Source organism: Butyricimonas paravirosa (genome assembly GCF_032878955.1).
GTDB classification, from domain to species: Bacteria; Bacteroidota; Bacteroidia; order Bacteroidales; family Marinifilaceae; genus Butyricimonas; species Butyricimonas paravirosa.
Genome location: NZ_CP043839.1, coordinates 1,655,288 through 1,670,124 on the forward strand (window position 1 = coordinate 1,655,288; position 14,837 = coordinate 1,670,124).

Annotated in this window: 7 protein-coding genes; 5 read left to right on the plus strand and 2 right to left on the minus strand. The window is 43.1% G+C overall.

Going from position 1 to position 14,837, the window contains the following annotated elements; genetic code table 11:
• Nucleotide 1: 1 nt before the first annotated feature.
• From glpB to F1644_RS07025, 5 genes are all read left to right on the plus strand, one after another.
• On the plus strand, nt 2-1,258 hold the full coding sequence (gene glpB / locus F1644_RS07005; protein ID WP_118305836.1) for a glycerol-3-phosphate dehydrogenase subunit GlpB: 1,257 nt from the start codon (nt 2-4) through the stop codon (nt 1,256-1,258).
• 7 nt (nt 1,259-1,265) lie between these two features.
• The gene (gene glpC / locus F1644_RS07010) at nt 1,266-2,486 is read left to right on the plus strand and encodes an anaerobic glycerol-3-phosphate dehydrogenase subunit GlpC (protein WP_118305837.1); all 1,221 of its coding nucleotides are present in this window, start codon (nt 1,266-1,268) and stop codon (nt 2,484-2,486) included.
• A 348-nt stretch (nt 2,487-2,834) separates the two neighbouring features.
• Nucleotides 2,835-4,235: a phosphoglycerate transporter protein PgtP gene (gene pgtP / locus F1644_RS07015; protein WP_317147148.1), complete on the plus strand. Its 1,401-nt coding sequence runs from the start codon at nt 2,835-2,837 to the stop codon at nt 4,233-4,235.
• A gap of 31 nt (nt 4,236-4,266) precedes the next feature.
• Complete coding sequence (locus F1644_RS07020; RefSeq protein WP_087421610.1) at nt 4,267-5,793, plus strand: glycerophosphodiester phosphodiesterase family protein; 1,527 nt, start codon at nt 4,267-4,269, stop codon at nt 5,791-5,793.
• Between the two features lie 19 nt (nt 5,794-5,812).
• Nucleotides 5,813-7,162 (plus strand): porin, encoded by a 1,350-nt coding sequence (locus tag F1644_RS07025; RefSeq protein WP_027201626.1) that lies wholly within the window; start codon nt 5,813-5,815, stop codon nt 7,160-7,162.
• Between the two features lie 330 nt (nt 7,163-7,492).
• Here the strand turns inward: F1644_RS07025 and tamL are convergent, their stop codons facing one another.
• Nucleotides 7,493-9,814, minus strand: coding sequence for a translocation and assembly module lipoprotein TamL (tamL, locus tag F1644_RS07030; protein ID WP_118305547.1), 2,322 nt, complete (start codon nt 9,812-9,814; stop codon nt 7,493-7,495).
• Nucleotides 9,795-14,465, minus strand: a complete 4,671-nt coding sequence (locus tag F1644_RS07035) for a translocation/assembly module TamB domain-containing protein (RefSeq protein ID WP_158572058.1) — start codon at nt 14,463-14,465, stop codon at nt 9,795-9,797. The genes tamL and F1644_RS07035 overlap by 20 nt, the downstream gene beginning before the upstream one ends.
• Nucleotides 14,466-14,837 lie beyond the last annotated feature (372 nt).

The following is a 14,837-nucleotide window of genomic DNA, read 5'->3' on the forward strand; positions in this document are numbered from 1 at the left end:
CATGAAATTCGATACAATCATCATCGGTGGTGGCTTATCCGGCTTAATCAGTGGAATTTATTTGTCCCAACGGGGGCAGCGATGTGTTATCATATCATCGGGACAAAGTGCTTTGCATTTTTCTTCCGGTTCATTTGATTTGTTAAATAATTTACCCGATGGGACAAGCGTCCAAAAGCCATTGGATGCGATAAGCGAACTTGTCAAACAAGCTCCCACGCATCCTTATGCCAAGCTTGGCGAAACCAAGTTTAAGGAATTAGCCCAACAAGCGGAAGAATTTTTTAAAAATGCAGGAATTTCGACCCAAGGGGATCACGAAGAGAATCATTATCGAGTGACTCCAATGGGGACATTGAAGCCCACCTGGCTCACGCTTAAAAATTTATTAATAAGCGAAAACGAAAAATGCTTACCAATCCAGCATCCGGGCATCTTTAACATCACGGGATTCCTTGATTTTTACACGCGATTCATCGCGGATGAATTCCTAAAAATGGGAGCCAAATGCAGTATTCATTCTATCAATTTCCCGGCTCTTGAAAATTTGCGCAAGAATCCGACAGAGATGCGCTCCGTTAATATTGCCCGGGTATTTGACAAGCAGGAAAATATAGAAGAATTAGCCCGAATACTAAAAGCGGAAAGCGGAGATTGTGATTCAATTATTTTACCCGCGATCACGGGGTTGAATCGGGAAGATGTGGTAGATTACTTGCGAAAAGAAATCAACAAGCCAATCTATCTCTTGCCAACTCTTCCTCCTTCCGTTCCTGGTATACATACACAACAAAAACTTCGTTCTGTTTTCCAGCAAAATGGAGGAGTTTTCATGCTGGGAGATAATGTTTTACGCGCAGACATAAAAGGAAACAGGATTTCACAGATTTACTCTTTCAATCATGGGGACATTCCTTTCGTTGGACAAAATTTTATTCTTGCCACAGGAAGTTATTTCAGCCAAGGATTGATTGCCAGTACAGAAAAAATATACGAACCAATTTTTGATCTCGATGTAACATTTACCCCGAATAGGACACAATGGTATAACAGCGACGTGTTTGACACACAACCTTATCAATCTTTCGGGATCAAAACCGACAGCACGTTCCGTTGTACCCGAGAAGGCAAACTCTTTGAGAATCTTTATGCAGCCGGGGCAATCCTTGAGGGATTCAATCCTTTGAAAGAGGGATGCGGGGCTGGAGTTTCCATTTTGAGTGCCATGTATATAGCAGAACAGATTTTAAGTAAATAAAGAAGCCATGAATCTCCAACAACATAATAATATCAGCGACAACAATTTTGAACAATGTATCAAATGTACGATCTGTACCGTTTATTGTCCTGTAGCAGCAGTAAATCCCAATTATCCGGGTCCCAAACAAGCAGGCCCCGATGGAGAACGCCTACGGTTGAAGAAATTCAACTTCTATGATGAATCCTTGAAATATTGTATTAACTGTAAAAGATGTGAAGTCGCTTGTCCTTCGAACGTGAAAATCGGAGACATTATCCAAGCAGCTCGAATTAAATATAGCAAAAAACAACCGAAACTCCGGGACTATATTCTAGCTAATACAGATCTTGTCGGAACGTTATCCACCCCGTTTGCCCCGATCGTGAATACAACTTTGGGCCTAAAGCCAGTGAAGGCAATTTTGGATGGGGTTATGAAAATCGATCATCGACGCACGTTCCCCAAATACGCTTTCGGCACTTTCGAAAGTTGGTATAAAAAAGTCGCAGAGAAACAAGCCGCCTACCCAAGCCAAGTAAGTTATTTCCATGGGTGTTACGTGAATTACAATAATCCTCAACTGGGAAAAGATTTAATTAAGGTCATGAATGCTTTTAGTATCGGGGTGCAACTTCTAGAAAAAGAAAAGTGCTGTGGGGTCGCCTTGATTTCCAACGGATTGATCAAACAAGCACAAAAACAGGCTCGTACGAATATAAATTCGATTCGGAAGTCCGTGTTGGAGAAGAAAATACCCGTGATAGCAACTTCTTCAACCTGCACGTTTACGATTCGAGACGAGTATCCCCACTTGTTGGATATTGATAACGCTGATGTTCGTGAGGACGTGGAGTTGGCTACTCGGTATATCTATCGTTTGTTAAGCCAAAAGAAAACAAAATTGAATTTTAAAACAGGGCAGAAAATCAAGGTTGCCTACCACACACCCTGCCACATGGAAAAACTGGGATGGGCTTACTATTCTATCGAGTTGTTGAAATTAATCCCGAATATCGAATTAACCATATTAGATTCGCAATGTTGCGGTATTGCGGGAACTTACGGTTTCAAAAAAGAGAATTATAAAACCTCTCAAGACATAGGAGAACCTTTATTCAAGCAAATAGAAGCACTTGACATTGATTACGTGGTTACCGATTGCGAAACATGCAAATGGCAAATCGAAATGTCTACCTCAAAACGTTGCGAACATCCTATATCAATATTAGCCAATGCATTAGAGTGATTTTAATTCCATCACTCTAATGCATTTTTGATTATATATCGAAAATCAATGTGTTAAAATCAAAATCCAAACGATTTTTTTTCGAAAAACATTTTGTTTTAAAATTCAATTCTCATACATTTGTTGCATAATGAAACAAAGTGATTGCGAAAAAGAAAGCAATCGATTTCGATTTCATTCGAGGAAGGAATAAGTGCGGCGTCCATTAAAAGAATGATAATTATGAATCGGCAAAGAAACACGATACAAGAATGTATTTTTGGGGGAGGATAGAACAAGTCCGTAAAGCAAAAAAAACGTGGAAGTGTGTTTATAACAAAATATTTTTACAATAAAAAATCTAATAACATGTGGAATTTTTTAAAACCAGCACCTCACAAGGATTTATTACCGGAAGGTAAGATCGACTCGACTTACAAGAGCCTGCGTTGGCAGGTTTTCGTCGGCATCTTCATCGGTTACGCCGGCTATTACATCGTGCGGAAGAACTTCTCGATGGCGATGCCGTTTCTAACAGACCCCGCCGGACCTTACGGGTTCGACAAGGGATCGCTGAGTATCGTGTTGTCGTTGAACGCGGTGGCCTACGCCCTGTCGAAGTTCTTGATGGGGAGCGTCTCGGATCGTAGCAACGCGCGGGTGTTCCTTCCCCTGGGGTTGGTACTGGCGGCCCTGTCCATGATGTTCATGGCCGTGCCGATCGAGCTGTTCGGGGCAAGCACGACTTCCATCGTGATCATGGCGGTGTTGAACTTCCTGGTCGGGTGGTTTAACGGGATGGGATGGCCTCCCTGCGGCCGCGTGATGACTCACTGGTTCTCCGTGAAGGAGCGCGGGACGAAAATGTCTATCTGGAATTGCGCCCATAACGTGGGTGGCGCTCTCGTGGGCCCGATGGCCGTGTACGGGGCCATGTGGTTCGGGTCGTGGTTCTACGGGGTGGACAATTCAAAGTACTTTATCATTGGTACCTATATTTTCCCGGCGGCGGTGGCCCTGTTCGTGGCCCTGCTGGCGTACGTGTTGATTCGTGACACCCCGCAGTCCTGCGGGTTACCGACGATAGAGAAATGGCGGAACGATTACCCCAAGAATTACAGCGAGAAACAGGAAGAGGTCCTCACCACGAGAGAGATTTTCTTCAAGTACGTGCTGAATAACAAGATGTTGTGGTTTATCGCCATCGCTAACGCCTTCGTTTACATGGTTCGTTACGGTTGCCTGGACTGGGCCCCGACCTACTTGAAGGAGGCGCAAGGGTACGATATTAAAGAGGCCGGCTGGGCTTATTTCGCCTACGAGTTCGCCGCCATCCCGGGCACGCTTGTTTGCGGGTGGTTGAGTGACGTGGTGTTCAAGGGACGCCGCGCTATCACGACGATCATATTCATGGCCCTGGTGGCCTTGTTTATCTTCCTTTACTGGCAGTTCTCGGATAACTACATGATTGTCACGCTATCCTTGATCGCCATCGGTTTCTTCATCTACGGCCCGGTGATGCTTATCGGGGTGCAGGCGCTTGACCTGGCTCCCAAGAACGCGGCCGGGACATCGGCCGGGTTGACCGGGTTCTTCGGGTACTTCTTCGGGACGGCTATCCTGGCGAACGTGGTGATGGGATACGTGGCGGAAAGTTCCTTTGGGTGGGACGGGACATTCGTGCTGTTGCTTATTGCTTGTGCCTTGTCGATCGTCTTCGTCGGCTTTACTTACAAGGAGGAACAATACCTGGTGCAAAATAGAAAATAATGAATACCAAATAATTCAAATTTAATAAATTATGGTTAATAAATCATGGAGAATTGCAATGGCATGTAGCATAGCCTTGGCTTTCATGTCATGCGAAAATCAGAAATTTAACGACACGTTTGTTGACTCTGAGCGTGTACATGTAGACACCCTATCAACAGAATTACAAAAAGTGCGGGATTACGTTCCCCAATATGCAGTAGTAGCTCACCGTGGTTCCACGTACTGGACTCCGGAAGAAACCGAAGCAGCTTACCGTTGGGCTCGTGAAATGGGCGCCGATTATCTGGAGGCAGACTTACAAGTTTCTAAAGATGGTGTTATTCTAGCCTTGCATGACACGGACTTAAAACGTACCACAAATATTGAAGATGTTTTTGGTGAAAGATTCCCGGAAAAAACAAGAAGGGAATATTATGACCTTTTAGGTTACAGCGCACAAAAGATCGATTCGTTGATTGACGCGGATAAAAAAGCATTCGTTCCCAACTATCCCTGTTCTTATACTTACTATGAATTGATGCTTTTGGATGCAGGAACTTGGTTCAATCAAGATGCTGTTAGTCAAGAACAAGCCCGTACAGGATTTTCTAGAAATCATCAATACATCTCTACCCTTCAAGACTTGATCATGTATTCCAAAGGATTCAAATTGGAAAGATATGCTCAAGATGCCCCACAACCCACGGGTCATGTAAATATCTGGGGAAATGCTTACCAAAATGAAAGAGTCGTAAAAACGATGGTTGCAACGAATGAAGAATTCAGTAATCCGGTAAACTTCGGTGTAAAAGATAAAGTTGTTCGTTATGGATTCGGCTATGTTAAAGATGATCTCGGCACGAGTGGAAACATCCCTGGAATTTATATCGAATTCAAAGAGCCGTGGTTAAATCCATCGAACTTTGAACAAATGGTATACAACGAGTTAAAAATGGAAAATGTAACCGGATTCGCTGAAAAGCTTAACATGAACATTATCGCCGGAGGTGAAGAACCTGAAAGCAATCCTTTCTACAAAGACGGTAAAATTAACGTTGGTAACACGAATGGAAAAGTTATTCTTCAAACTTTCTCGTTACAAAGTTTAACTCGCGTATGCGACCTATTTGATGGTCAAGTTCCAATGTGTTTCTTGTTATGGAAAGGAACCGGAGCGACAGACTTAACTTACGATGATCCTCAAGGATATGCCTCTTTCATCAACTTGGCAGTAAAATACAAAGCACATTTCATTGGACCCTGCATTGCCGGAGCTCCGAACAATTATCCTGAATTAAATTATCCGTGGCAACACAACTTGATTCACCGTGCAAAAATGAAGAATCACCCGTATTCATTCGATACTTATGACCAAATGGCTAAATATTTCGGCCAATACAACTGGGGTAGTGATGGTGGTTCCCGCTACGAAGCTCCTTACTTGGATGCATTCTTCACGAACCACACGGATATGAGTCTTCAATACATGGTTGACTTTGGTTACAGAAAATCTCCTGCACCAACAGAAATTCCTGATGCTCGCGAGGTACTGGATAATTTAGGTTACGAAAAATAATTTTTAATCGATTATTGTAATGAAAAAATACATATTATTACCTGCCATGATGGTAGCCGCAATGTTATCTACCACTGCAGTGAAAGCCCAAGAAGATGTAAATCCTTTATTGAAATATGTCAATAAAGAAAACGATCTTAAAGCAAGCATCGGTGGTCGTATGTTTGCAGACGTAGCTTATTATCACACGGAATGGACCCCGATGAAATCCGGTGCTGCCATCACGGACGCTCGTATTCATGCCTCTTTAACTTACGGGAAATTGTTTATCTACGCGGACTTCGGTTTCGGGAATGGCGAGTTCAGCCAAAAAAACCTATTCGCACAATATACCTTCAAAGAAAGTTTAAAAGGTATTCACTTGGTAAAAGCCGGTTATTATAACGAGCCGTCAAGTATGAGCATGATGACTAGTTCATATAACTATCACTTTATCAGCCGTCCGTCAGTTTCCCAAGCATTGGATCCGGGCCGATCGCTGGGAGCTACTTACAAATTCTTCAACAGACATTTCTTTGCCGATCAAGGTATTTTCTCTCAACTGAAATACAACGAGCAAGAAGAGGGGTACCAGGGATTCAGCTTAAGTGGACGTTGGTTATGGAAACCCATCAACGATAACAACATCACCTTACAATTCGGTACAGGATTACGTTACCAAAGAATTAACGGTGGAGAGGTTTACCAAGATGGCGTTTATAAAACGAACATGCACGTGGCAGCCAATATGCAAACTTACGTGGATGAAACTACTAAATTTTTAAGTTGTGACCTTCCTTGGGCAAAAGATGCCTTCACCATCAGTCCCGAATTCTTATTCAAGAGCGACCGTGTATTTGCTCGCGGAGAATTCATCTGGAAAAAAGTATGGAAAGACCGTGATGATCAAACCTTGTTTGAAAGTCAATTAGGTGGCCAACAAAGTTGGACAAATGTTGAAGGATGGAGAAGTGGAAACAAATTACGTCCCACGATCATGAACGGTGGTTACGTGGAATTCGGTTACCTGCTTTGCGGTAAAGCTTATACCTACGATGACGAATACGGTTTATTAAAAGGCATGGGGGACAAAGGCGGCTTGGAACTCGTAGCTCGCTACTCTTGCACGAACTTAACAGATATTACTGACGGGGACATTTTCTTGATTGGTAATCACAAGTTCTACCCGAACGGAAAAGTTGTAGACTACCCCTATTCTTCTAGTATTGACGGGGGGACCATGCACTCGGTAACACTTGGATTGAATTATTCTTTCAATCAATACATTAAAATCATGGGAGAATATCAATATGCTAACTTGAGTAACGTATATTTCCCGGATGACGAGAATTTTCATCAACTGCAATTACGAGTAATGTTTGCATTCTAATTGTCAGGAAAATTTTAGAAAAAGAAATCACACCAGAAGAGCGTGTCCGCATGGCACGCTCTTTTATTTTAAACCCGGAACAAAATAAAGGGGAAGTAACGGGGAAATAGGCCACTCCAAATATCTCACAAATATTCTATCTAAACAGCAAAGCCAGTTGCTAAACGGGTTTAAAACCTAGGGGACACGTCAATCCCTCTTACTTGATAACTTAACTCCCCCTTAACTCTCACTTCATTCAAAATATAATCAACAAAAGAAGGGTACGAAAGGAAATATCAAGCCGATAAAAGCATGACAATTCAAGTCATCTCACGCCAATATTTTTCTTTAGAACGGGTAACCGATCGCCAAGTGGAACCTTAAACCATCCTTGAACTTGGGGATATTATAATATCCCGACTTATCCGGATTCTTGTAAGGAGTATGCAAAGCAATTCCCAGATCACCCCGGAGTACGATAAAACCAAAGTCATAACGCAGGCCGAAACCTGTTCCCAAAGCAATCTCTTTTAACAAACCTGCTAACTTAAACTCTCCGCCCGGACGTTTCGGGTCATTCCGCAACAACCACACGTTACCGGCATCTAAAAAGATAGCCCCATTCAGTTGATACATGATTTTGAAACGAAGTTCCACGTTCCCTTCCAATTTAATATCTCCCGTCTGATCCAAATAAGCCGTTTTGTTATCGCTTTCCTGATGATAGCTACCGGGGCCTATTGACCGGATCGTGAACGCCCGGATACTATTCGCTCCCCCGATATAAAATTGCTCGCTATACGGCATCACCCGGGAATTCCCGTAAGCACAACCGATGCCCCCCATAAAGCGGGTTGCCAGAAGAGAGGTTTCCGTTATTTTACGGTACACGATTACTTCAGAGGTTAATTTCAAGAATTGCGAGTAGATATTACCGAACAATTTTTTGTTTTGCCCCTGATGATTTCCCGTGATATATTGTACGGCGGAAAGAATGTTTCCTGCTGACATAATCGTATTCTGCCAGTACAATCGATTGGGATTCCGTCTTGTTGCCGCCCTGTCATAAGTGTACGAATAGGACATGGAAGGTATCAACTGATTCTTGAAACTCATCGCTATCGCCGGGTTATTCTCCATCGTTTCATCAAACTCTTTCGAAGTCTGCAACAAATGGGTGTACGTGATCTTCAAAGGTGTTATCGTATGATACACTCGCCACGAGCTTTGAAAATCATAACTGAGAGATCCCGTGAAAGAAAGCATCCGGAAAAAAGTATGGCGATTCAAAAAATCTACTCCTATTTGGAAATTCGTACGTTCGGCAAAATCCTTGCTACTTTTCAGGAAGTTAGGTACCAGCAAGCGAGGCAATGACAAACCGACGTTCACTCCTAACTCGTAAGAATTGATTAACCCGGAATTTGAATTTGTCTTTTTATCCCCAACTTCCCACTCGTAAGCCCCATTCAACTTAAAGGTCAGGTTCTCCCCGCCCCGGAATAAATTCTTATTCGTTATTCCCAACGACAAACCAGGTCCGAGCAAATTATTGGATTTAGAGGAAACATCTACTTCTATTTCCGTCTCTATCGGTAAGTCGTACACAGCATTAATACTAAAGTCTAGACTTCCGAAACCGGACTTTTTCACGCTATCCGCCCGGGTCACATTCAAGTTGGTATATTTAAAAATTCCAAGCCGGGCCAGACTCGTTTGCGTTCGATTTTGTCGCCAGAACGAATAAGTGTCTCCGGGAAGTAAATGCATGGAACGAGCGAGAACCTTGGGCTTCACGTCCAACGGTTTCGTATATTTCACCTCTATCCCCTTATAAGACAAGGTATCTTGAGTTTCTGACTGATCGGAATTTTCCAGTACAAGTTCCACGTTTCCCACCTTGTACGGTTGCAAGGCTACCGCCGGGATACCATGTTTCAAAGCAATACGGACATCTGCTACCCGTCTTTCCCGTGTCGTGTCGACCAAAAATTCGATATAATCCGATTGGAAATAATAATACCCACTATTCCGGAACATTTTAGTTATCCGGGTTCGCTCATCTTCCATCGTGTACAAATTATACTCTGCCCCGGATTTTAGCAAGCAACCCCGTTGCGTTCTCTGTATCAGACTATCCATTCTCCCCGTCCAGCCCCAAAATTCAACAGTTCCCAGCAAGTAAGCTTCCGGCACGTAAACATTATAACTGATTTTCGCTTTCTTGGGATTCCGTTTGTTCGGAATAATCTCGTAACTGGATTTCACCCCGAAATAACCGTATTCACTGGCAGCATTCTCCACCACTTTCAAACGTAGTTCCGGTTGTACATCAGAGATTAACACGGGTTTCTTGGCCAATTTTTTGTATAACCAATGTTTTAATCCCTTCTCTTTCTTCACGTTCCAATTATACACCCACAACCCAACCGGAAACGGGGAACGTATGTAAGGAGCATACAACGGGTTATTAGGCGGGAAACCTAACGGCCCGGAAATAGCCGAACTTTTCGGTCCCTCCAATTTTACCCCTTTGGCAGTCTCTATATTCATCTTTTTCACCCCGGTGTATAACACCTCGCCTTCGGTCAACCTCTTCGTCTGAGAACAAGAGCTACCCAATAGCATGAATACTATAATAACAAATAAACTATTTCCCAGACTTTTCATTTTCTATCGGTTCTATTTTGGATTCTACTTGTACTTTCTTTTTACGGCGGAATATATCCATGAATTTTTGGAAATTTTTTCTTAATACCACACCGATACCGGTTTGTGTCACTTCTCCCTCCAAGACGCTCTCGTAGCCCGTGTGCCGGAATATCTTCAGAAAAAAGTTCGGATTCTTTCCAAACACGTACTCGATGGCAATGTCATCCACAAGATTCTCCTCTACTCCCCCGGCCGCGGGGTCATTATCCGTGGAGATTCGCCCCCCGACTTTCACCCGTACCTTATTATTAAACAGTCGTTTCGAAAATTGATAAGAATAATCCGTTTTCTTGGATTCTCCTGCCTCTGACACTTGATTATAGGTATTAATACCAAACGTCAGATCCATGTTCTTCAAATGTTTCCGAGACCATTGATTCAATTCGTTTTCCACGAAATTATTCAGGGCATTATCAGAGGCATTGGACTTTGCCACCGTCCCCGGCCCGGAATAAGTTCCGTAAATCATCATGTTCATCGCCTCTTTTGAGCGCTCCTCGGCAGTCATCGCTGCTAATTGGTTCTGTATCGTTATATCCCCTTCCGCAGCAAGATCAAACGTGATGTCCAGCTTCTCCAACGTGTTTGAAATCTTGATCATGGCATTGAACGTCACTAGGCGGGATTTCTGGCTATCATCCGTCACGCTAGCCGAAATTGTCTCTGCGGCCGTTATATTCAAGGTCGGGTTAGCCAGATCCCCGGTCCATTCCACGAAACTACCGTCTTGTATCTTGAAATCCTTCTGCCCGATCACCGGCAGACCGTAAGAAACGATTCCACTCGTCAAAACGTATCTTCCCACGAGGCGGGTCTCTCCCACCGGATTCAATGTATAAGTCAGATTTCCCCCGCCATTTATTGCTACCCGGTTCTGCCCGTTCGATGACAGTAACACGTTCAACCCGACTAACGGTGCGATATTCACGGACATGAGCAAATCCAGATTCACGGAACTAACCTGCTGCAACTCATCGGCCGCGGCCAATTGAGTCGTGTCGCTGAACGAAACGAAACGCACGACATCCGCACTCCGGTCCGTCAATTCCAAAGGCGAAGATTTCAACGTGTAATAGACTTCACTATTATCCAGCAAGTTAATATTTCCCCTGACCTTCAGATTATCCAGCATTCCTTTCAAGGTTGCCGAGAGATCAACAAACACTTTCCCGTAAACCATGGTCTCCGTATTTTCTTTCACCTTCATGGCCTGGAAATTCTTCGCTTGAACAGAGGCATCCATTTTTATGGCCGAGAAGGATGCGAAATCAACCGTTCCCAATAGTTCTAATCGCTGTTTATTAGGAGCTATCAACCCGAAATGATTAAAATCCAAAAGATTATCATGAATCACGATAGCCGAAGAATCTATCTTAAAAGTCGTCCCGATCATCAAAGCTTCTATGGTTCCGTCCTTGAAACGCAAATCTCCATTTATCAATGGTTGATCCATTTGTCCCTTCACCTGAAAAGCCCCGATCATGTCTCCATCCAATTTCATTATACCCGGTGGAGTAAAAGCTCCCGCAACGCGCAAAGGGAATTTAGGGATGTCTATATCCAAGGCCATATTTTTATCTTCAACCCCTGTCATTAATCTACCTTTGGTCAAAAGCGCCTTTACCCCATCCACCGACAAGGAAAAATCCACGTCATGCTCTGTCTGTTGCGACAATCGATATTTAATACCTAATCCCAAATCTCCCACACGCTCTTTCCCGTAATAAAATTCGTCCACATTGACCGTCCCGTTAACATCAATCACGTTATTTTTGCTATACATCTGCACATCAATCCCTAACAAACCGGATATATCCGGGATAAATGACAGTGCTTTAGAGAAACCGCCTAAATCAACACCTTTAATGTCGACAATTAAGGAGGCCGGTTTGTGATCTGCACCTTCTTCCGAAATCAAACGAATCCGCTTGTCTCCATTCAGCAATTGCAAGTTAGCTGCCGGAATTTCCCCTTGTTTCAAACGAATAAAATTACCCCGGTTTATCTGCCATGAAACATACCCCAAGATAAGAGGATCGGGAGAAATACTCACGCTAAAAGCACTATCCTGCAAAGCAATATTAGCCCCGATATTGAATATTTCCCCATCCTCGTTCGCGTGTTCACGTATTCTCACGTTTATCTGATCATACTCCACGTTTCCTTCCACGGTCAGCTGGGCCAATCCTTCCAATTGATCTTTAGCCCCGAAAACATCCACGCCATAACGTAAAGCCACGTCCTTCTGTTTTGCATACATCAACACACTATCCAGAACGATTCCCTCGATATTCAATCCATAAACCTTTGAACTTAACCCGAAATCATGGGAAACATCTGTCCCTAAATCTATAGCCATTCGTTCAAAACGAATTCCGTTACTTTTCAGGTAACCATTCAATATATTTTCTTGCTTGGCATCTATGGTTAACCGGAAATCAGGTAACAGTTCGTTCAATTTCACCATGTTAAAATCATGTTTCTCAATCTGCTCAACCAACAATCCGCTAGCTGCACTAAAACGATCGACTAACGTGTAGCCTCCACCATCCCCTTCAAACTTCATGGTCAAGTCTCCCGCCTTGACATCCAACAACGTCTTGTTTCGCAAACCGGAAAAAGTAATATCCAGATTTCCCAACTTACGGGTAGCAAGATCCTGCAAAACAATATTCGAAAAATTAGCTCGTAAAGACGATGTACTGTCCGCCTTCAATTCTGCATCAACATTCAGTCCCAAGGAAAAAGCCATATTTTCCGACATAAAATGTAATCCTTTCAGATCTACATTTTTAATATCTCCATTCAAATTTATCTTGTACGCGTTCTCATCTGCCCATAACCGGAATTTCATTCCCAAATTCAATTCCTGATTATCACTCCATAGTTCCCCGGTTAACTCCCGATCCTTCAATGCCGCATCCAAAACGACATTTTTATAATCGTACCCGTTATAATATAAGGAGGCTAATTCAAAATCCACTTTCGCCATCGCCTCTTTCCAATCAAGGCCCCGGCCCGATGCCAAAAGATTAGCCGTGATCGCCCCCAACGAATCATTCGGCATGAATTTATCCAAAGCGAAATCTTTCAAATGAACTTCTGCACGATAGATATTTTCTTTCCAACCATAGCCCGCAACAGCACGTAATATCCCATGTCCGGGATTCAACTCCATATCCACTTTTGCCGTCTGTTCCGCAATATTAACATCGGTCACTAATGACAGATGATCCGGAATAACCAATCCGGCCTCCCCATCCCCTGACAATAAAGGTGCGAAATACTCTCCCCGATCAACGACAAACGCTATATCCAATTTTCCCGCAACCTTTTCCATATCTGTCACGAATGCTACATTCCCCTCACTCCTCAAAGAAAAACCTCCCGTTGCACCAACATCAAAATGAGCAATATTCAACTGATCGACCTTACCCTTTATCAATCCTGACAAAGAAAAAACTTTATCCGATAACCAATTATTTAACTGATCATTGGAGTCCGGCATAAATAATAGCACATCCCGCCCGGCAATATTTCCATCAATCGATAACTGAAAAGGAGTTTCCATGCCGAAATCACTTATCCCGGATTCCGCCCGAACATTCATTTTCAATTGACTATTACTCGTTTTTAAAATCAGATTCGACACGTTAGTCTGTTCACTTTCCAAACTGACCCGACAAGACAAATCTCTCAAATCTAATCCATTTCCTTCCTTGAAACGTAAATTTTGAACAATTGCCGCCACCTCAGTTCCCCGATTGAACACGCTATCCACCTTCAACGAAAGCGCTGATATACGAATTGTTTCCGGAAACCGCTCCGCGTCAACAGGGACACTCATCGGTTTCATCAAAAAACGATTATCCTCCAACTCGACCGTCCCCACCCGCACTTGCCAAGGCATACTTTCTTCCGTGGCCACCCCTGCCCCACTTTGCTCCCCCGTAGATTCTGCCATCAGTAAATCGCAAAAACCACGAACCAACATGATTTTCTCCAGCTCAACAGTCTGTTTTTCCAAACCGACATCCATTCCTTGCAGTCGAGCCTCTCCCACCCCAGCATGGAATTCCCCCATAGGCAGCCCCTGTAACTGATAATCAACGCTATCGATTGTTACCTCTCCAACCTTAAAACGCCAGCGAACCGGCTCACTCCCCCCGGTTGTATCAACCGCAGACTCCCCATCGCCCAAATTCATCCGGATTTTTCCTCCTTTTAAAGCAACGAAAGGGATCTCTGCCTCCTGTTGGGACAGATTCAACCGATCCACCCGAAGATTCAGTTCCTTCAAAACGACATTCATTTTCAATCCGGAAAGAGAGTCCCCGAAATTAACCGCTGCATTCTCCACGACTAAACGACGAACTTCAACTTCCTTCTTTAAAAGTTTTGTCAATGCAACATTCACCTGAATCACATCGGCATACAGCATCGTGTCTTTTTCCGTCTGTCCCAGATAAATATTTTCAACAGCCAAGTCAAGTGGAAATTTCAACAGAATCCGGCCAACCGACAGTTTCATGTCCAAATTATTATTCACGTACTGCTCCGCCTGCCCTTTCACAAAATTCTGGACGGCAGGAACATATAAAAGAATCATGACAAGAACTATCAATGAAAAAAGAACCAGGATAATTCTCAATATATATTTAAAAAGCTTTCGCAAAAATCTCATTTTCCTTTCTTCATCAAAGATTAATTAATTACAAAATTACAATTATTTCTCCAATTCGACCACTAGGAATAAGGCTTTTACCTCACATTTCCCAATAATACTTTTCCTCTACCCACAAACTGAATGCTTAATTTAACGAACAACTAAACCATAGAGTTACGGAGTAGTGCAAATTTATATGCTGAATATCATTCCCTAAAACACTATCCGACAACACCTTATTCATAACCATTCGGAATAGTGTTTTTTTCTTCATTTTTTTTTCGTAATCTTGCATTTTGGTAGGCGGAATCTAAC